This window comes from Flavobacterium enshiense DK69, from assembly GCF_000498495.1.
In the GTDB taxonomy this organism is placed as follows: domain Bacteria; phylum Bacteroidota; class Bacteroidia; order Flavobacteriales; family Flavobacteriaceae; genus Flavobacterium; species Flavobacterium enshiense.
In genome coordinates this window covers 63,482-83,336 of the sequence record NZ_AVCS01000016.1, presented here as the reverse complement: position 1 = coordinate 83,336, position 19,855 = coordinate 63,482, and the positions used below count along the sequence as shown (strand labels likewise).

The window sequence follows — 19,855 nt, the reverse complement described above, 5'->3', positions numbered from 1 at the left end:
CCACTCCGCCTTGTGCAAATGATGATGATACGGTTGTATTGACAGTAAATGCAAATGCGACAGCCAACGCAGGACCGGATCAGACTTTGTGCCAGACTCCACCTTCTGGACCAACTGCATTTACCTTAGCCGGTACCGCCAGCGGAGGAACTACATTGTGGACAGTTGACGGAACGACAGGAACTGCAAGTGCTTCGATAACTACACCTACGTCATTGACTTCAGGTGTAAGTGTTTCGGGTGTTGGAACTGTTACGTTGAAACTGACTATATCTAATGCGTTGTGCGGTAATGATGATGATACTGTGGTATTGGCCGTTCAGGATATTGAGGCAACCTGTCCGGGTAATTCTACCTTTACAGTTAATTGTAGTGCTAGTGCAGGTACCAATGCAACTAATTTAGCTAATGCCTGGGCAGCTTGGGTAGCTGGCTTTACTTACTCACCTCTAAATCCAGCACCAACGGTAACATTAACATATTATGATGTGACCATTGAAATTATTAATGGTGTGCCTACGGAGGTATTTACTGAAACAGCTGACACAACACCACCATCACTTTTAACAGGAGGAACCAAGGCAATAAAAATTGAAGTGGAAACAGCGCTTGGTTGTAAAGATGAATGTCAGGCTAAGTTTACTGTGAATAATCCTTGTGCGCCTGCCTGTAGTGCAGATCCTAATGATGTATTATGTTTCGGAGGTACAGGTTCGATTGTGGTTACTCCAGGCGGACCAGTTACACCTTATATTATTCGATTGTTCAGCTCTGCTGATTTAGTGAATCCATTACAAAATATAACAGGCCTTACTTCGAATGCAAATTATACTTTTGATACTCTGCCAGAAGGTACATATAGAGTAAGAGTCATAGACGGTATTGGTGCAGTCTGCGAAACAGTTGATCTTGTAATTGATGGACCAGACTTTGCTTTAGCTTTGGGGGCCTTAATTCAAGGTAGCGCAAGCTGTGGTGCAAGTGATGGAACCATTACCGCTACAATATCTGGTGGTACAGCGCCATATACCATTAAATTGGATAATGGAACGGCTGTAGATGTAACTGATGTGACAGATCCAATTCAGTATACATTTACTGGAGTGGGCGCGGGCCCACATACGGTAACCGTGTATGATGCCAACTATGCAACAAGTCCTGGGGAAGGATGTACAGATAGTGGTAACATAGATGTTGAATCATTGCCATGTGGCGGACATATCTTCCCAACACAAACAGCTTGTTGTAATATTGTTGCCGGTAATGCTACAGAATTGGAGGCTATTTGTTATAGTACAAGAAATGGAAAAGTGAGTAATGCAATTCCTGGGGTATTCTTCTACTATACTAAATTGATAGCGCCAAGTGCCAACTTTACTATAAATGTGGAACAAACCAAAACTTGCGTTGATTTCAGTATTTTCCAAGTTCAAGGTAATAAAGATGTAAAATTATTTGGCCCGAACTGTACCAAATTGACTACAGTTAATGTAAGTGGAACAAGTAATGGTCAGGCGCAGATGGTGGTTACAGGAGCAATTCCTAATACAGAATACGTTCTGGGAGTTAAATACGAACCTAAATCTATTATTGGATCAAATACCGCTGGTCAAACTTGTACTTATGATTTTGTGACTAAAGTAACTTATCTTGTTAATAATGTTCCGACTACTGTGACTGTTCCTAACAGTGATGGTTCAATTGATGCGGTTCCTGGATGTTCAGACAATACTCCGCTACCACCGGCTTGTTCAACTGGTGATCAAGTGGTAAACAACACTCCAGCTCCTAAAGGTCAAATTGTTGAGACAATGTTTAGTGCGTACCCTGTTCCTTTCAAAGAATATGTTAATATTCGCTATGAGTTTAATTATCACTCAAAAGCAAGAATTGAAATTTACGATGCGAAAGGAATGTTTGTAAAAGCGTATGACGATGCTGATGCTTACTTTAACAAAGAAGTCAGAATAGATGTTGACTTCAGTCAAGGTGATGGCCAAATGTATATCATTAAAGTGATTACCGACAATGAAGTTGGTACGAAACGAATTATTTCCAAAAAATAAATTCTAATTCTTAAAAAGAAAAGGCTGGTTTAAATACCAGCCTTTTTCATTTTGTATAGTGAAGGGTTTATTTTACCAGTCCTCTTGAAATTACGATTCTCTGGATTTCAGATGTTCCTTCGTAAATCTGAGTGATTTTTGCGTCACGCATCATACGCTCAACGTGGTACTCGCTCACATATCCGTTTCCACCGTGAATCTGAACCGCTTCAACAGTCGTGTTCATAGCCACTTCAGAAGCATATAATTTAGCCATAGCTCCTGATTGTGAAATATCCTGTCCGGCATCTTTCTCACAAGCTGCTTTGAAACATAACATTCTGGCTGCAGTAATCTGCGTAGCCATATCCGCCAATTTGAAAGCGATTGCCTGGTGGTGGAAAATTGCTTTTTTGAAAGCTACACGCTCCTGAGAGTATTTCAATGCCAATTCATAAGCGCCAGAAGCAATTCCCAATGCCTGAGAGGCAATACCGATACGGCCTCCATTTAACACCGCCATAGCGAAGTTAAATCCGAAACCATCTTCACCGATTCTGTTTTCTTTCGGTACTTTTACGTCAGAGAACATTAATGAATGCGTGTCGGATCCGCGGATACCCATTTTCTTTTCTTTTGGCCCTACAGAGAAACCTTCCCATCCTTTTTCAACGATGAAAGCATTGATTCCTTTGTGTCCTTTTTCAATATCAGTTTGTGCAATTACAATATAAGTAGAAGCAGTTCCGCCATTGGTGATCCAGTTTTTGGTACCGTTCATCAGATAGTGGTCGCCCATATCGATTGCTGTAGTTTTTTGTGACGTTGCATCAGAACCTGCTTCTGGCTCAGATAAACAGAAAGCGCCAATTACTTCACCTTTAGCAAGCGGCACTAAATATTTCATTTTTTGCTCTTCGTTACAGAATTTTTCCAATCCGGCACAAACCAAAGAGTTGTTAACCGACATCACTACTGCAGCAGAAGCATCAACTTTTGCGATTTCTTCCATCGCCAAAACGTAAGAAACGCTGTCCAAACCGGCACCACCATATTTAGGATCCACCATCATTCCCAAGAAACCTAGTTCAGCCATTTTTTTGACTTGTTCTGTAGGGAATGTTGAATGCTCGTCTCTTTCAATAACTCCCGGTAACAATTCAGTCTGAGCAAAATCTCTTGCTGCCTGTTGAATCATTAACTGTTCTTCGCTTAAATTAAAATTCATTTTACTTTCTATGTTTTGTTTGTAAGTCCTTTAAAAAAGTGCCCAAAGATACTTCATAAATATCATATTTTCAACAGGATTGTCTAATTTTAACCCATGCAAAAAAAGATGTATAACGTAGTAGGGGTAATGTCAGGCACTTCGCTGGATGGTGTTGACCTGGCGCATATTCGTTTTTCCATTGAAAACTGCAAATGGGAATTTCAGATATTTCAATGTGAAACAGTTGCTTATCCGGAGGGATGGGTAGGCTTGCTAAAAAAAGCAGTCGATTTTTCGGAAGCTGAACTGACAACACTTAATAAGGAATACACCGCGTTACTGGGTGGTATTATTTCGGATTTCATAGCTAAACATAAGATTGAAGATTTGGATGCAGTCTGTTCGCACGGGCACACGATTTTGCATCAGCCACAAAACGGATTCACGTTGCAGATTGGGAATCTTCCTGAAATAGCAGAGCTGATCCAACAGAAAGTCGTTTGCGATTTCCGTGTGCAGGATGTCAAAATGGGCGGGCAAGGTGCTCCGTTAGTGCCAATTGGGGACCGCATTTTGTTTTCCGATTACGATTACTGTCTGAATCTGGGCGGATTTTCCAATGTTTCATTTGAAGAGAATGGCAACCGAATTGCTTTCGATATTTCTCCGGTAAATACGGTCCTGAATTTTTATGCCGACAAGTTAGGATTGAAGTTCGATGATAAAGGACAAATTTCCAAAAGCGGGATCATTTCAGCAGAATTGTTATTTGAATTGAACAAATTGGACTTCTATCGAAAAACATACCCGAAGTCGTTAGGTTTTGAATTTGTAAAGGAAACGGTATTGCCGATGATAGAACGGTATTCGATTTCGGTTGAAGATAAACTCCGAACCTTTACCGAACATGTTGCATTTCAGATTGCGGCCGCTTTGCCTGAAAAAGAAGGGAGCCTCTTGGTGACTGGAGGCGGGGCCTACAATATTTTCCTGATTGAACGTATGCGGGTTTATCTTCCTGAAATGCAAATTGTAGTCCCGGATGCCAAAACAATTGAATTTAAGGAGGCTCTTATTTTTGCGTTACTGGGCGTTTTAAGGCTTGAAAATGAAGTGAATGTCCTGGCGAGTGTAACGGGTGCTTCGGGTAATCACAGTTCGGGTGTAATTTATTATAAACCTGTAAAACTTTGAGATTTTTATAGAATCAGAGTATATTTGTAACACTTTTAAAAACAGACAATACAATTTAGATAATGAAAGATTTATTAAAGAAATTCGAAAATAAAGAACCTGAAGTAGTGTTCCATTGGAAAGACGCAGAAACGGACGCAGAAGGTTGGACAGTTATTAACTCACTTCGTGGCGGTGCTGCAGGAGGAGGAACACGTATGCGTAAAGGTTTGGATATGAACGAAGTGCTTTCTTTGGCGAAAACGATGGAAGTGAAGTTTTCGGTTTCAGGGCCTGCAATCGGCGGTGCGAAATCCGGAATTAATTTTGATCCCAACGATCCAAGAAAAAAAGAAGTGTTGCAGCGTTGGTATAAAGCGGTATCGCCTTTATTGAAAAGTTACTACGGAACCGGAGGGGACTTGAACGTGGATGAAATTCACGAAGTAATTCCGATGACTGAAGCTTGTGGTGTTTGGCATCCGCAGGAAGGTGTTTTTAACGGACATTTCAAGCCGACAGAAGCGGACAAAATCAACAGAATAGGACAATTGCGTCAGGGAGTGGTGAAAGTGATTGAAAATACAACTTTCTCTCCGGACATCAATAGAAAATATACTGTGGCGGATATGATTACCGGTTATGGGGTAGCTCAGGCGGTACGTCATTATTACGATATCTTTGGTGGAAATGTTGCAGGAAAAAGAGCTATCGTTCAAGGTTTCGGAAACGTAGGATCAGCAGCTGCTTTCTATTTGGCAGAAATGGGAGCAAAAGTAGTAGGTATCATCGACAGAGACGGTGGTGTTATCAATGAAAACGGATTCTCTTTTGAAGAAATCAGAGCCTTGTTCTTAAATAAAAACGGAAACACTTTGGTGTCCGATAATATGATCCCTTTTGCGGAAATCAACGAAAAAATATGGTCTATAGGCGCTGAGATTTTTGCGCCTTGTGCGGCTTCGCGTTTGGTGACAAAAGCGCAGGTTGACAGTATGGCAGCGGCAGGATTGGAAGTGATTTCTTGTGGTGCTAACGTGCCTTTCGCTGATAAAGAAATTTTCTTCGGACCAATCATGGAAGAGGTGGACAGCAAAGTGAGTTTAATTCCTGACTTTATCTCTAACTGTGGAATGGCACGCGTTTTTGCTTACTTCATGGAGAAAAAAGTAACGATGACTGACGAGTCGATTTTTAACGATACTTCTGACATTATTAAAAAAGCTATCCAAAAAACATATGAAGTAAGTTCTGACAAGAAAAACATCAGCGCGAGAGCTTTCGAAATTGCATTGAAGCAATTGGTATAATTCTTGTATATTTGGTTCTGATAACATAACAAAAAAAACGTATTTTCGTTATCATTGTTATAAAGAACGGGATATTATGGAACAGTTTGATATATCAGCAGCAGAAAAAAGAAAGTCATTATTGTTGACAGTAGTGATTTATGCTTTTCTGGTGCTGATATTATTTTTTATACGATTTTGGCCGCCTGCAAATATTAACGAATTGGCTGCGCTCGGCGGCGGCGGCGGTGGCGGAGGTGTGACCATTAATTTTGGTGACAGCGATGTCGGAATGGGGGATAACTTTCAGAGCGAAGTACTGAATGTAAAGAATGATGTGAAACAGGTGGTGGCAGAATCTGCTCCTGAAGAAGATATTATTTCGAGCGATACACCTGAAGATAATGCGGTAGTCATCGCGAAGAATCCTAACCCTGTAAAAATAAAACCGATTGTAAAAACCGATCCGAAACCGGTTGAGGTTAAGAAGCCAACGGTTTCCAAAAATACCAACGATGCTTTGTCCAGTTTGCTGAACGGCTCAAAAAAAGGTGGTGATGGTGACGATAACCAAGCCGGAAACAAAGGAAAATCCAACGGGGATTTAGCTTCTAATGACTATTATGGCTCTGGAGGCTCCGGTGGAGGAACTGGCGGCGGTAACGGAACAGGAAATGGTACCGGAACAGGTCCGGGAAGCGGAAGCGGCTCGGGCGGTGGAAACGGAAGCGGAGTAGGAGCTGGAAACGGTGCAGGGTACTCTTTAGGAAACCGAAAAGCATTATCCAAACCAGCGCCGAATTATAACTGTAACGAAGAAGGTAGAGTAGTTGTGGAAGTTTCTGTGGACAAGACCGGAAGAACCATTGTTGCGACACCCGGTATCAAAGGAACAACCAATACGGCTAAATGTTTGTTGGATCAGGCGCGTATTGCGGCAATGAATACCCGTTGGCAAGCGAGTGATGATGCTCCGGAACGTCAGGTTGGGAAAATCATTTATACCTTTAGTTTGAATTAGGGTATTAGAAAATAGATAAAAGAAAATTGATAATAGATTAAAGCCGGCTAGTTTAGTTGGCTTTTTTATTTATTTGATGAAAATTGAAATTGTTGTTCAAGAAGAGGTTTTGGTTATGCTGATGTTGTTTTTGTTTTCAGCGTGTATACCTGTAATGAAATGAAAGATGTATAAAAGAAATTCGTATGATGAAAACCAATGCCTTAGCCCTGGTTGCAGCGGCATCCTTTAATAAAAAAAGCCATTCATTCGAATGGCTTTTTTTATTAAAGATAAAGCGGAAGACAGGTTCCCGGCTCTTGAAAAATATCTATTTCGATGCACTAGTGGCAATCACAAATTTCAAATTGTTTTTTACGCCAATCTGCAGTACGTCAACCAAATCCTGTACCTGTAAGTTGTATGGGATTCGCACCACAACAGCTTGTTCTTTATTGTCTCCGATTTTGGTCAGCAATTCTTTTTCCAATTGGTCGAAAGGCACTTCCTGTTTGTCAAGGAAAAAGCGTTTCTCTTCCGTTACGGACAGACTGATAAGCTGCTTGTTGGTCTTTTCGTTGTTTTTCGATTTAGGAAGCGTCATTTTAATCACGTTCGGATTCGCCAAAGTCGAAATAATCAAAAAGAACAAAAGCAGGAAGAACATAATGTCGCTCAACGAACTGGTAGCGACTTCTGCATGAAATCGTTTATTTCGTTTTATCGGCATTTGGTCTCTGAATTATGTTAACGAATTCCAGTACGTGTCTCTGCATGTTAAGCGAGTAATTGTCAATCATACTGTTGTATAGGTGATATGCCGAATAAGCGATAATACCCACGATAAGTCCGGCGCCACTACTGATCATTTTCTCATACAAACCTCCGGAAATGTTTCCGATACTGATGTTTTCGGTAACCGAAATACTGTAGAAGATTTTAATTACCCCGGAAATGGTTCCAATAAACCCAAGAGTAGGGGCGATACCGGCGATAAGTCCTAAAACGCCCAGTTTTTTCTCCATTTCCCCGATTTCGATGTTGGCCATTTTTTCCATGTTAGATTCGATTTCGGAAATAGGACGTCCAATGGTTTGGATGCCTTCCTTAATAACAATCGCTGAAGCTGCTCCGTCACGTTCCGCAGAAGAAATTGCCATATCGATATTTCCGGCATTAAGATGCGTGCGGATATCCTTCATTAAATGCGGATCTGTTTTCGTGGCTTTTTTGATGTACATGAATCGTTCAATGATGATGTATATCGTATAGAACAGTAAGATGGCAATCGGAATCAGGAAAATACCTCCTTTTAAGATGAACTCCAATACGGAAATTTCGTTGTTTTTCACTACACCTTCTACAACAGCGCCAGTTGCTTTGGTTAGGGTGTCATTTTGCACTTGTAAAAAAAATCCAGTCATAAAATCTTTGGAATTGTATTTATTTTAAATAATAATCTCAATTTTGCAATAAAGATAAATTTCTATACCCTAATAAACTAAAAAAAACTTTATTTATTTTATGGGTACAGATTTTAACATCAAATAGTATTCCAAAATGACTTATCAGGAAACTTTAGACTGGATGTTTGCCCAATTGCCGATGTTTCAGCAGCAGGGTGCATCAGCCTATAAGAAGGATTTGACCAACACTATTTTACTTTCGGAACATTTAGGAAATCCGGAAAAAAAGCTCAAATTCATACATGTGGCAGGAACCAACGGAAAAGGGTCTACTTCATCGATGATTGCTTCGGTGTTACAGGAAGCGGGTTATAAAGTGGGGTTGTATACTTCACCGCATTTGAAAGATTTTCGGGAGCGCATCAAAATCAACGGAAATGAAATTTCGCAAGAATTTGTGGTAGATTTCATAGCCGATAATAAGTCCTTTTTTGAAGTAAATCAATTGAGTTTCTTTGAGATGACTGTGGGTTTGGCCTTTGACTATTTCGCAAAAGAAAAAGTTGATGTGGCTGTCGTTGAGGTTGGTATGGGGGGTCGATTGGATTCTACCAATATCATCACGCCTTTGGTTTCCGTTATTACAAATATTGGATTTGATCATACCCAGTTTTTGGGAGATACACTAGAAGTTATTGCAGGTGAAAAAGCCGGGATAATCAAACCGAATGTTCCGGTGGTTGTCGGAGAATACACTCCTGAAACAAAACCGGTTTTTTTGGCTAAAGCTGCAGCATGTGGCTCCGATATTTATTTTGCTTCCGATTTGATACAGGAAGATTATCCTTGCGGGTTGTTGGGCGATTATCAGTTTCATAACAAGAAAACGGTGTTGCAGACCATTGATGTTTTAAAAGAACATTTTATTGTATCGGAAGAGAGTCTAAAAAGAGGGCTTTTAAATGTTGTGAGCAATACCGGTTTGTTGGGAAGATGGCAGCAAATTCATTCCAATCCGAAGGTGATTTGTGATACGGCTCATAACAGTCACGGACTTAAAATTGTCCTTAATCAGATTGCAAAAGAAAAATATGAAAAATTATTCTTCGTTTTGGGTGTTGTAAATGATAAGGATTTGGATTCTATTTTGCCTTTATTTCCAAAAAATGCAAATTATTTTTTCTGTAAACCAAATATTTTTCGCGGACTTGATGCGGAAGAGCTTCGTGAAAAAGCATCGGTTTTTGAATTGAAAGGAAAAGTATATAATTCTGTTTCAGAGGCTTATAATGAAGCATTGGAAGTTGCTGGTAAAAATGATTTCATTTATATTGGAGGGAGTACATTTGTTGTGGCAGAAATTGTGTAAAATAATTTTGCAGAAGTAAAAAATACGTCTATATTTGCACTCGCAATACGGGTAAAACTGGTTGCAAGATAAAAGGGCGATTAGCTCAGCTGGTTCAGAGCACCTCGTTTACACCGAGGGGGTCGGGGGTTCGAACCCCTCATCGCCCACCACTTTTATCATTACTTACTGATAATACAAAGAATTATCGGGCGATTAGCTCAGCTGGTTCAGAGCACCTCGTTTACACCGAGGGGGTCGGGGGTTCGAACCCCTCATCGCCCACAAAAAAAGCACTTCAATCGAAGTGCTTTTTTTATTTGAAAAAAACTTAAAATTTTTCCCAAGAATAGCTGTTCGATTTTATTCATTCTGATTTTTGTAGGCTTTATATTATGTTTTTAAATAAAAACATTATTTTTGAAAAACATAAAAAACTATCACTATGAAAAAGTCACTAAAACTAATTGTTCTATTTTTAAGTATTTCAAGTCTTTTCTCGTTTACTTCAAATGATTCTAAGATAAGGGTCGTTATTGATGCAGGGCATGGAGGAAGTGATACTGGTGCTACTAATATTGATTTGAAGGAGAAAGATCTTTGTCTTTCAATTGCTAATAAGATAAAAGCTCTGAATAAAGACAAAAATATAGAGTTGTTTTTTACAAGAGAAGGTGATGAGTCAGTTTCATTATCTGATCGTGTTAAGGAAATAAATGACCTAAACCCGGATTTAGTAATTTCATTACATACTAATAGTAGTAAAAACAATGCGACAAATGGTGTTGAGGTTTTTGTTCCTAAAGATTTGCCTAATTCTGTAAAATCTCGTGAATTGGCCGCTAAGTTTTTAGAAGTTTTAACTAATAAAACTGGTTTGAATCAAAGCGGGGTAAAAACGGCTTCACTTTTTATCTTAAAAAATTCTAATTGCCCTGTATTTGTTGCTGAATTAGGTTATATTTCAAACACTAAGGATAAAACATTTGTAATTTCTGAAGAGAATCAAAACAAAATTGCATTAGCGGTGCTGGATTTTATTTCTCAAATTAAATAACTTTTATAAAGTATATTAAAAAAGAGGCTGTCTCTAAAATGAAACAGCCTTTTTTTTATTCCTCATAATTCCGTTCCATTTCTTTTATGCTGTCAATAATCTGCTGGGTTCTGGCATATTCTCTGGCTTTCTGTTTCTTGCCTAAGTAGAAATAAGCAAAAAGCATCCAGCCAACATATACCGACAGGATTATGATTTTTAGAAGTGCCGACATTGGTGCCATAATTTCAATAAAGTAAAATCCAAAAGCCAGATTCATCAATAGAAAATAAGCTGCCATAATTTTTGTTCCGACCAATTGCTGGAATTTATAGAACTTCTCAAGTTTGATCAAGGTTTCGGAAGGGGCGGCTGTTACATCGATTTGTTTAAGGCTTAGCGCCTGGTACAAACGAATGACAGTAAATCCGAATACGCAGGTAAATATCAAAGCGATTCCGATATAAGTTGTTGTCATTTTAAATGTAATTGCACTTACAATCCATCCTAAGGCAAGAAGTGTTACTAACAGTATTCCGAGCTGTGTGAATATTTTATTGGCAAAACTTCTTTGTTCTTTTTTAGCCTTGGTTATGATTTGGGAAACATCGGGCAATGGATTTTGCTTTTGCTGTTTCCAAAGGTCCTGCAGTTCATTAAAGTCTTTCATATTTTGAATAAATGCTGCTTAGTTGTTGTTTGATTCGATGAATTTTTACTCTGAGATTTCCCTCCGATATGGAAGCTGCTTCTGCTATTTCCTGATAGGGGACGTCTTCCAGCAGCAGGGTGATGATTAATCGGTCGGCTTCGGAAAGTTCGCTGATGCATTTGTATAAAAGTTGGATTTGCTGTTCTTTTTCTTCGGATTCCTCTTCTTGTTTAACTCCTGCTTTGTCAATGTCGACTTGGTTTTTTGTTTTGTGTGAGCGCAAATGCTGTAAACAGGTGTTCATCGCTATTCTGTAAATCCAGGTGCTTATTTTTGATTCGTTTCGGAACTTATCATAATGTTGCCAGACTTTTATAAAAACTTCCTGAAGCAGATCGTCGGCCTGCATCGGATCTCCCGTGTATCCCAAACAAAGTCGGTGTATCTTTGGAGAATAGGCCGTGTAAATCTCCTTAAATTCTTTTTCCTGAAAATTAGTGAGTGCCACGGGCGATTATTTTGATTGTAAAAACGTGTCAATTTCATTGTAAAACCAAACTGGCTGATCATACATGATAAAGTGCTTGCTTTCGGCTACTTTTATGGTTTTATTTTTTAATTCGGTATATTGCAGGTTGTATTCCTTTTCGCTTGCTTCTTTTGTGCCCCATAAACTGGAAATTATCAGGATAGGGGATTTGATGCTGGCGATTTCTTTTCTTAAATCTGTCGTTGACATTTCTACGATAGTGCTTCCCAATGTTTTTCGATCGCTTTTGAAGCTCCATTCTGCTATTTGTTTAGCGTGGATTGAATCGCTAACCTGATACATCATTGCTTTGGTCATGTTTTTGACGTAACCTTCGTTGGGAATTGATTGAAAGTTGTTGATTACGGCTTCTTTGTTGTATTGAGGGTTGTTTTTTACTGATTCCGCTGTTGTTTCCGGATTGCTAACTGCCGAGATAAAAGGAAGTCCATCCATGCAAATACTTTTTCCGAACAATTCGGGTTCTGTGCTTTGAAGCCAAAGTGTCATGAATGCTCCTAAGCTGTGGCCTATCAACATGGGTTTTTTGAGCTTTTTGTCCTTTACATACTGAATGATTCCATTACGAACTGATTTTAAAATTTCCTCATCTTCAATTGGTTTGGCACCAGCAAAACCCGCTAAAGTTAAGATGTGTAATTCGTATCTGTTTTTAAGATGATTGGTGGTTTCGTTCCAAACGTCGCCACTGCATGAGTAACCCGGTATTAATATAATCGGTTGTCCTTTTCCGATAACTTTTGCCTCAAACGATTTGTTTTGAGAAAATACATTTAGCGCTGCTAAAATTGCCAGTAAAGAGATGATCAATTTTTTCATAATATGTTGTTTTAAGTTTTTAATTGATTTTCTCTTTTGATGCAAGTGTAATAGTATTGTTACAAAAAACAGCAATATTTTTTTAAAAAAAAATAAAAAAGCCGCTATTCAAGCGGCTTTTAAGATTATAAAATTTCTAAGGTTCGTTCCAAGGCCATGCCTCTTGAACCTTTTATTAGTATGGTTTTTCCGGTTGGTTTTTTGGTTTGGAAAAACGTTGCGAAAGTGTCGTAACTGTCATAAAAATGAAGATGATTGTTTTCGGTTTTATTTGCGAAAAAATCTTTTCCTACGAAGTAAGTTTCGATTTGGGTTTGCTTAAGTAGTAAATCGATGACTTTCTTGTGTTCGTTGATGCTTTCTTTTCCAAGTTCAAACATGTCGCCCAAAATGGCTATTTTGTTGTGGCCCTCAAGTTGGATAAAGTTTTCTATAGCTGCTGACATGCTGCTTGGGTTGGCATTATAGGCGTCTAAAATAATATGGTTACCGTTCTTTTCCATTAACTGGGATCGGTTGTTTGATGGGATGTAATTTTCGATAGCTTCTTTAATGTCAGCGTCCGATACATTAAAGTACTTTCCAATTGTAATTGCTGCATTAATATTGTTTGCGTTGTAAATTCCAATAAGGTGTGAGTTTATTTCCAGATTGTTGAAGGAAATCTTTACCATAGGGTTGGCAGAGGCCGAGTCAATCTTGATATCTGCTTTTTCGGATTGAGAAAAAGTACTTCGCGTCAGTGTTTCTGTTTTTTCTTTCTGGATAGGATCGTCAAGATTTATAAAAACTGTTTTCTGGTGTTTTTCCAGATACTGATACAATTCGCTTTTTCCTTTGATAACGCCTTCTACGCCTCCAAAACCTTCCAAATGTGCTTTTCCGAAATTGGTTATATAGCCGTAATCGGGTTCGGCAATCTCGCAAAGCATTTCAATTTCTTTTTGATGGTTGGCACCCATTTCCACAATTCCGATATCGGTATCTTCATTAAAGGAGAGTAGGGTTAAAGGGACCCCGATGTGGTTGTTTAAATTGCCAACAGTTGCTTTAGTGATGTATTTTTTTGAAAGAACCGCGTTAATCAGTTCTTTGGTAGTGGTTTTTCCGTTGCTTCCTGTTAATGCAATTATGGGTAAGCCTAATTCCTGACGATGGTAGTTTGCTAAATCCTGCAAAGCTTTTAAACTGTCGGAAACCAGTAACATTTTGTCTTCGTCTGTGAAATATTTTTTGTTGTCAATTATGGCGAAGGCCGCTCCGTTATTCAAAGCTTGCTGTGCAAATTCATTGGCATCAAAATTATCGCCTTTCAGTGCTACGAATAAACAGTCAGATGTTATTTTTCGGGTATCAGTACATACTCCGGTACTTTGTAAAAAGCATTGGTAGATGTCTTCTATTCTCATGTGAAAACTGTGTAAAATAATAAAAGCCCTAAGTTAGGGCTTTTATTATAATTGTATGAAAATTTTAAAGATTAACCTCTTGGTTTTTTCTTATTGTCTTTTGGACCTACTTTAGACATTGCACAACGGAATCCGATGTAGTCAGTTGCCATGTCCTGTGGATAGTATCTTCTTGAAGCAGGGTCTAACCAGTAGGCTCTGTCTCTCCAAGAACCTCCTTTGTAAACTCTTGCATCATCATTAACAAGAGTAGTTCTTTTTGAAGATTTGTCGAACTGTCTTTTCATTGTTCCTAAACTGTCAACAGAAATCTGGTGTTTAGGTGAATCGTACATTCTTTTGGAGTCAACTGTTTTTTTGTCTCCAGCGCTTTCATCAGAATCAGCGAATTTGAAATAACGAGTTGATTGTTTGTCACCATCTCTGTAGTTTCTGTTGTCAGAAGTAGAGAAGTTGTATCTTAAATACGTTTCGTTTTCGTCAACTGGAACTTGGGCAATCTGACCAGGGAAATTTCTAGCCATTACTTTACCGTTGCTTAAAGTGTCGTATTTAACATTTTCGCTAGTAACCATTTCAACTTTTCCGTCGTCACCGATTTTGTTTTTAGTATAAACGTTACCTCTGAAGTAGTTGAAGTCGTTTGCTTCGTCATCAACCATTGGACGATAAACGTCTTGTACCCATTCTGCAACGTTACCAGCCATATCATACAATCCAAAATCATTTGGAGCGTAAGATTTTACTTTATTGGTAATATCAGCACCGTCATCAGACCATCCAGCTACTCCTCCGTAATCTCCTTTACCTTGTTTGAAGTTAGCCAATTGATCTCCTCTTTGAGCTCTTTTTCCGTTACGAGTGTATTGTCCGTTCCAAGGATATTTCTTTTTTCCTTTGTAAATATTGTACTCTCTGATGCCTCCTAAAGATACAGCAGCATATTCCCACTCCGCTTCAGTCGGTAGTCTGTACTCTGGTAAGATGATTCCAGATGATCTTTGAGCAAACACGTTTTTAGGCTCGATAGTTTTACCTTCTTTAGTAGTTTGAGGTTTAGCATTTTTTCCTTTCTTACCACCTTTTCCACGGTAAACGATGTCCTCACTTCCACCGCGAGCAGTAGATGGGCTTGCTAAATAAGCTTCAGTGCTGAAAGTGTTACTGGCGTCAACCTCGTTTACTTTAGCGTCTTTTTTCAAGTACTGCTCTCTTTCAAGGATAGCCTCATTCACACGGTCAGTTCTCCACTTGCTGAATTCAGTAGCCTGAATCCAGTTAACACCTACAACAGGATAGCTTCCGTATGCAGGGTGTCTTAAGTAGTTGTTTGTCATCGTTTCGTTATAACCTAAACGATTTCTCCAAACTAAAGTATCAGGTAGTGCGCCTGTATAAATATTTTTATAATTTTCATCAGCTGGAGGGAATACAGTTTTTAACCAAAATAAGTATTCTGCATACATCATGTTGGTAACCTCTGTTTCATCCATGTAGAATGATTGAACGTGTTGCTGATTTGGCGTGTTGTTCCAATCGTGCATTACGTCATCCTCAACTTTACCCATGGTAAAAGTTCCACCTTCTACAGCAACCATTCCCGGAGGGGTTTCTTGCTTTTTGAACTTGTCATTGTACTGGAAACCACCTTTTTTATCGTTGATTTTCCATCCCGTTGCCTGAGAACCTCCTTTGGACGACCCTTTCTTACTACAGCTAGTAAAAGATACTGCCAACGCAAGCGCTGCAAACATCTGCAAAGTCATAATTCTTCTAATTTTCATACTTCAAGTAGGTAATAAATTTAGTGCCGCAATATAGTAATTAACCATTAAACCGCAACACGTTTTTTGTAAATTATTAAAAAAAATATAAAATTGGTTCAAAGACCAATATCATAACGCTTTGTGATAATTATATATTGTGTAAAATTAGCTATTAATGAAAATATTTTTTCTATTTGTAATAACTTTTGAAATAATACGTTTTCAATTAAATGAAAAAAGTCCTGCTTCTCATACTGATTTTCGTCTCTTTTGTTGGGTTTAGTCAACAGAAGGAGGATGTCATTGTCGAATGGAAATCCCCAACTCAATATTATATAGATACAATACCGTTTCTGATTCCTCAATTTAATAAAGAAAATCTTGAATTTAATCCGGTAAAAAAGGTTTTGACCTTTAGAAAGAGGGTTCCTGTCCAGTTTGCTGTTGATGAAAAATCGTTATCAGTTTCCAATGTAGTTTATGAAACGATATCTAAAGAGGATTTAAAAGATCTTTCCTTTTCAAAACTTCCCACAAAGCTTAATGCTGCCATTGATTATGTTGTGGCAAGGGATGAGAAAAGTGTGTTGTTTTCCTTCGCTCCCATTATTAAGGAAGGGAATGTTGTTAAAAAAGTCAAATCACTTTCTTTCTCTTTCTCCCCAGATGCTAATAGCGGCAAATCGGAAGTGCAGCGAAATCCTATTGTGAATTCTGTTTTGGCCTCCGGGAATTGGTATCGCTTTTATATTGAAAAATCTGGAATTTATAAATTGTCCAAGAGTTTTTTACAGCAAATGGGATTTGATGTGAATGTCGATCCAAGACGAATAAAAATTTTTGGGAATGGCGGCAGAATGGTTCCGTTGCTGAATTCTGTTCCTTATCCGATGGATCTTGCGGAGAATGCGATTCAGGTAATTGGGGAAAGTGACGGTTCTTTTGATACCGATGATTATGTTCTCTTTTATGCAGAAGGAGTGGATGTTTGGAATAATGAGAGCGATACCAGTGTCAATTTGTATGACTCCAAAACCTATTATTATGTAACTTCTCAAGGAGGGAATGGGAAGCGTATGCCATTAAATGTTCAGCCTGTCGGTTCGTCTGATATGGTTTTTACTGATTTTGACGATTACCAATATCATGAAGTGGATAAAACAAATGTTGCGCGATTGGGAAGAAAATGGGTGGGAGAAAGTTTTAATATTGAAAATGAGCAATCTTTCAGTTTTAGTTTTCCCAATATTGTAGCTTCTGTTCCAGTAAAGATTAGAGTCAATGCGGTTTCAGCTTCGTTTGGTGAAAGTGCTTTTAAAGTTTCGGCCAACAACACCAATTTGACAACAATGGATTTCCCCGTTTTGAATCCTACTGATCACATTGGCGCTTATGAGTTGGTCTATGAAGGTGTTTTCTCTTCGTCTTCGTCCAATGTTTCGATTCAATTAAAGTATGATAATGGAGGAGTGCCTTCTTCAAATGGTTATCTGGATAATATTTCTTTGGTGGCCAAAAGAAAACTGCAGGGTTATGGGAAACAGTTCTTGTTTGAGAATGATTTAGCCGGAACCAATATCGGAGTCGGTGAATATCAGTTGTCAAGCGCCAGTGGGATTTCGCAGGTATGGGATGTGACCGATATTAATAATGCTACAAAAATTGTAAATTCAAACCAATCTAATTTTTCTTTTAAATCTGCTTTAGGGGATGTGAGAAAATATGTTGCACTGGATTTTGACGATATTTATACGCCTCCAAGTCAATCCGGTGAGCGAGTTGCCAATCAGAATCTGAAGGGGACTATTTTTAACGATGCTCAAGGTGTTGCAAAGGATATCGACTATTTGATAGTGACGCCATCGTGGTTGAAGCCACAGGCTGAAAAACTGGCGCAATTTCATCGAAATCATTCCCAACTGAATGTGAAAGTCGTGGATCTGGGGTCGATTTACCAGGAGTTTTCTTCGGGAAAGCAGGATATAGGGGCGATTCGTAATTTCATAAAATATATTTACACTAGTTATCCGTCTTTTCCGGCAGATGCTGGTAGAATTAAATATGTGAACCTTTTCGGGGATGCTTCTTTTGATTATAAAAATCGAATTTTTGGGAATACCAATGTGGTGCCGGTTTATGAAGCCTTGTATCATGCTTCGGTAGGAAGTTCTACATCACTAAATTTTTCTAATCACTCGACCTTTATGTCGGATGATTTTTACGGATTAATGGATGATGATGAAGGAGTAATGATAATTGGAGATGAGCCGACCATTAAGGGGCTTGATGTGGCTGTAGGGAGGATGTTGGTGAATTCTGCGGAACAGGCTGATCAGATGGTTAATAAAGTTTTTGAATATCATGATAAAAAATCATACGGAAGATGGCGTAATAAATATGTTATTGTTTCCGATGATGCCGAAAACTCAACGGATGCAACATTGCAACAAACGCTTGATGATTTAGGTGATGAGCTGTATGCTCAAAAGCCATTTGTCAACGTTAAAAAAATTCATTCCGATTCCTATGTACAGGTTACTGCTGCGGGAGGGGAACGCTATCCTTCTGTTAACAGGGATTTTGTCAATGAGATTGAAAGCGGCGGACTGGTGTTTAATTATTTCGGGCACGGGGGTGAAGATGGATTGGCGCAGGAACGTATTTTTGAAAAGACAACAGCGCAAAATCTGAAAAATCAATACCGTTACCCATTGTTTGTTACCATTACGTGTGAATTTACTCGTTTTGATAATCCTTACCGCCCAACTGCCGGAGAGTATATGTATTGGAATAAGGCCGGAGGGGCTATTTCGTTAGTTACTACAACAAGGGAAATAGGGATAACGGAAGGTGAAGATATTAATGAAATATTAAATTCTAAATTGTATGCCTTCGGGTCTAACAACTATGTTACGATTGCCGAAGCGCTTCGTCAGACAAAAAATCTGATAAATAAAGGAGATAAGAATGTTGTTTTCTATATAGGGGACCCGGCTTTGAAATTGGCTATTCCTGAGCCAAAAATAAGGTTGACAAAAATCAACGATGTGCCAATTACCCAACCGACCGATACGTTAGAAGCGTTGAGTTATGTTAAGATATCTGGTGAAGTGGTAGATGAATCTGATAACTTACAGTCTGATTATAATGGAGATCTGATGGTTCAGATTTTTGACAAAGACGTAAACCGAAGTACATTAGGAAATGACGGCTTGCAAGGCAGTAATGGTCAACTGGCTATTATGAATTTTACAACCCTTGGGGAAACTATTTTCAGGGGGAACGCTTCTGTAGCTAATGGTTTGTTTGAATTCGGATTCGTCGTGCCAAGGGATATAAAGATTCCTGTTGGGACTGGAAGGGTGAGTTTTTATGCGAAGAAAAATGGAGCTTTAGTTGATAATACCGGTTATGACTTAACCGTTAAAGTGGGCGGGATTGATGAAAATGCTGTGGCTGATAATCTGCCGCCTAAAGTACGGTTGTATATGAATGACGAGTCCTTTGTTTCGGGTGGGATTACCAATGCTTCGCCAATATTTTTAGCCTTTTTGGAAGACGAACACGGAATCAATACAGCGAGCGGAATTGGTCATGATATAGTGGCAATTTTGGATGGGAATGAGAACAAGCCATATATTCTGAATGATTATTATGAAACTGATCCAAATGATTTTACAAAAGGGAAAGTGCGTTATCCGTTTAGAAATTTAGCTAAAGGACTGCATACGCTTACGTTGAAAGTTTGGGATGTGTATAATAATTTTTCGACGGCGGAAATTCAGTTCATTGTAATGGGAGATGAAAATGTAGAGCTTTCAAATGTGTTGAATTATCCGAATCCGTTTGTGAATTATACCGAATTCTGGTTTTCACATAACCGCCCTTTTGAGTCGTTGGATGTTCAGGTGCAGATTATGACAATTACCGGGAAAGTGGTTAAAACCATCAATCAGTCTATAACTACAGAAGGATTTTTGTCTCGTAGTATTAAATGGGATGGCAAGGATGATTTTGGGGATAAAATAGGAAAAGGGGTTTATGTTTATAGGCTTACCGTAAAATCATTAAGTTCGAATAAAACTGCGGAAAAAATTGAGAAACTTGTAATACTTTAAGAAAATAGTATATTTGTTGAATAAATTCTTGTAA

The 19,855-nt window shown here is 38.6% G+C and carries 15 protein-coding genes and 2 tRNA genes; 9 read left to right on the top strand and 8 right to left on the bottom strand.

Translation table 11 applies throughout. The features are described from left to right. On the top strand, positions 1-2,066 hold a 2,066-nt coding region (locus FEDK69T_RS12225), incomplete at its 5' end, for a T9SS type A sorting domain-containing protein (protein ID WP_035656384.1). Positions 2,067-2,133: 67 nt separating this feature from the next. On the opposite strand, the gene FEDK69T_RS12220 is transcribed toward FEDK69T_RS12225, so the two are convergent. Beyond that, positions 2,134-3,273, bottom strand: coding sequence for an acyl-CoA dehydrogenase (locus FEDK69T_RS12220; protein WP_023574483.1), 1,140 nt, complete (start codon positions 3,271-3,273; stop codon positions 2,134-2,136). Between the two features lie 96 nt (positions 3,274-3,369). Between FEDK69T_RS12220 and FEDK69T_RS12215 the strand changes: the two genes are divergently transcribed. The 3 genes from FEDK69T_RS12215 (at position 3,370) to FEDK69T_RS12205 (ending at position 6,738) form a co-directional block, all read left to right on the top strand. Then, positions 3,370-4,449: an anhydro-N-acetylmuramic acid kinase gene (locus FEDK69T_RS12215; protein ID WP_035629491.1), complete on the top strand. Its 1,080-nt coding sequence runs from the start codon at positions 3,370-3,372 to the stop codon at positions 4,447-4,449. A gap of 62 nt (positions 4,450-4,511) precedes the next feature. Next, on the top strand, positions 4,512-5,738 hold the full coding sequence (locus tag FEDK69T_RS12210; protein WP_023574481.1) for a Glu/Leu/Phe/Val dehydrogenase dimerization domain-containing protein: 1,227 nt from the start codon (positions 4,512-4,514) through the stop codon (positions 5,736-5,738). A gap of 76 nt (positions 5,739-5,814) precedes the next feature. Beyond that, positions 5,815-6,738: a hypothetical protein gene (locus tag FEDK69T_RS12205; RefSeq protein WP_023574480.1), complete on the top strand. Its 924-nt coding sequence runs from the start codon at positions 5,815-5,817 to the stop codon at positions 6,736-6,738. 310 nt (positions 6,739-7,048) lie between these two features. Here FEDK69T_RS12205 and FEDK69T_RS12200 read toward each other — a convergent pair whose 3' ends face one another. Further along, complete coding sequence (locus FEDK69T_RS12200) at positions 7,049-7,447, bottom strand: ExbD/TolR family protein (protein WP_035629494.1); 399 nt, start codon at positions 7,445-7,447, stop codon at positions 7,049-7,051. After that, positions 7,428-8,141, bottom strand: a complete 714-nt coding sequence (locus FEDK69T_RS12195; RefSeq protein WP_023574477.1) for a MotA/TolQ/ExbB proton channel family protein — start codon at positions 8,139-8,141, stop codon at positions 7,428-7,430. Before FEDK69T_RS12195 ends, FEDK69T_RS12200 begins: the two co-directional genes overlap by 20 nt. A 136-nt stretch (positions 8,142-8,277) precedes the next feature. Here FEDK69T_RS12195 and FEDK69T_RS12190 point away from each other — a divergent pair, with 136 nt between their 5' ends. The 4 genes from FEDK69T_RS12190 to FEDK69T_RS12175 all read left to right on the top strand — a co-directional run bounded on the left by FEDK69T_RS12190 (position 8,278) and on the right by FEDK69T_RS12175 (position 10,528). After that, on the top strand, positions 8,278-9,492 hold the full coding sequence (locus tag FEDK69T_RS12190; protein WP_023574476.1) for a bifunctional folylpolyglutamate synthase/dihydrofolate synthase: 1,215 nt from the start codon (positions 8,278-8,280) through the stop codon (positions 9,490-9,492). Between the two features lie 74 nt (positions 9,493-9,566). Then, a tRNA-Val gene (locus FEDK69T_RS12185) sits at positions 9,567-9,644 on the top strand. A gap of 37 nt (positions 9,645-9,681) precedes the next feature. After that, positions 9,682-9,756 (top strand) — tRNA-Val (locus tag FEDK69T_RS12180). A 160-nt stretch (positions 9,757-9,916) separates the two neighbouring features. After that, positions 9,917-10,528 (top strand): N-acetylmuramoyl-L-alanine amidase family protein, encoded by a 612-nt coding sequence (locus FEDK69T_RS12175; protein WP_023574475.1) that lies wholly within the window; start codon positions 9,917-9,919, stop codon positions 10,526-10,528. A gap of 55 nt (positions 10,529-10,583) precedes the next feature. Here the strand turns inward: FEDK69T_RS12175 and FEDK69T_RS12170 are convergent, their stop codons facing one another. From FEDK69T_RS12170 to gldJ, 5 genes are all read right to left on the bottom strand, one after another. Next, a complete protein-coding gene (locus FEDK69T_RS12170; RefSeq protein ID WP_035629497.1) occupies positions 10,584-11,177 on the bottom strand; it encodes a hypothetical protein in 594 nt (197 codons plus the stop codon). Next, positions 11,164-11,667, bottom strand: coding sequence for an RNA polymerase sigma factor (locus FEDK69T_RS12165; protein WP_023574474.1), 504 nt, complete (start codon positions 11,665-11,667; stop codon positions 11,164-11,166). The genes FEDK69T_RS12170 and FEDK69T_RS12165 overlap by 14 nt, the downstream gene beginning before the upstream one ends. 6 nt (positions 11,668-11,673) lie before the next feature. Then, positions 11,674-12,528 (bottom strand): alpha/beta fold hydrolase, encoded by an 855-nt coding sequence (locus tag FEDK69T_RS12160; protein ID WP_023574473.1) that lies wholly within the window; start codon positions 12,526-12,528, stop codon positions 11,674-11,676. Between the two features lie 125 nt (positions 12,529-12,653). Continuing rightward, entirely contained in the window at positions 12,654-13,937 is a 1,284-nt protein-coding gene (locus FEDK69T_RS12155) for a UDP-N-acetylmuramoyl-tripeptide--D-alanyl-D-alanine ligase (protein WP_023574472.1), read from the bottom strand. Between the two features lie 71 nt (positions 13,938-14,008). Continuing rightward, positions 14,009-15,721 (bottom strand): gliding motility lipoprotein GldJ, encoded by a 1,713-nt coding sequence (gldJ, locus tag FEDK69T_RS12150; RefSeq protein ID WP_035629503.1) that lies wholly within the window; start codon positions 15,719-15,721, stop codon positions 14,009-14,011. A gap of 212 nt (positions 15,722-15,933) precedes the next feature. Here gldJ and porU point away from each other — a divergent pair, with 212 nt between their 5' ends. Next, positions 15,934-19,821: a type IX secretion system sortase PorU gene (porU, locus tag FEDK69T_RS12145; protein WP_023574470.1), complete on the top strand. Its 3,888-nt coding sequence runs from the start codon at positions 15,934-15,936 to the stop codon at positions 19,819-19,821. The last annotated feature ends 34 nt before the right edge of the window (positions 19,822-19,855 follow it).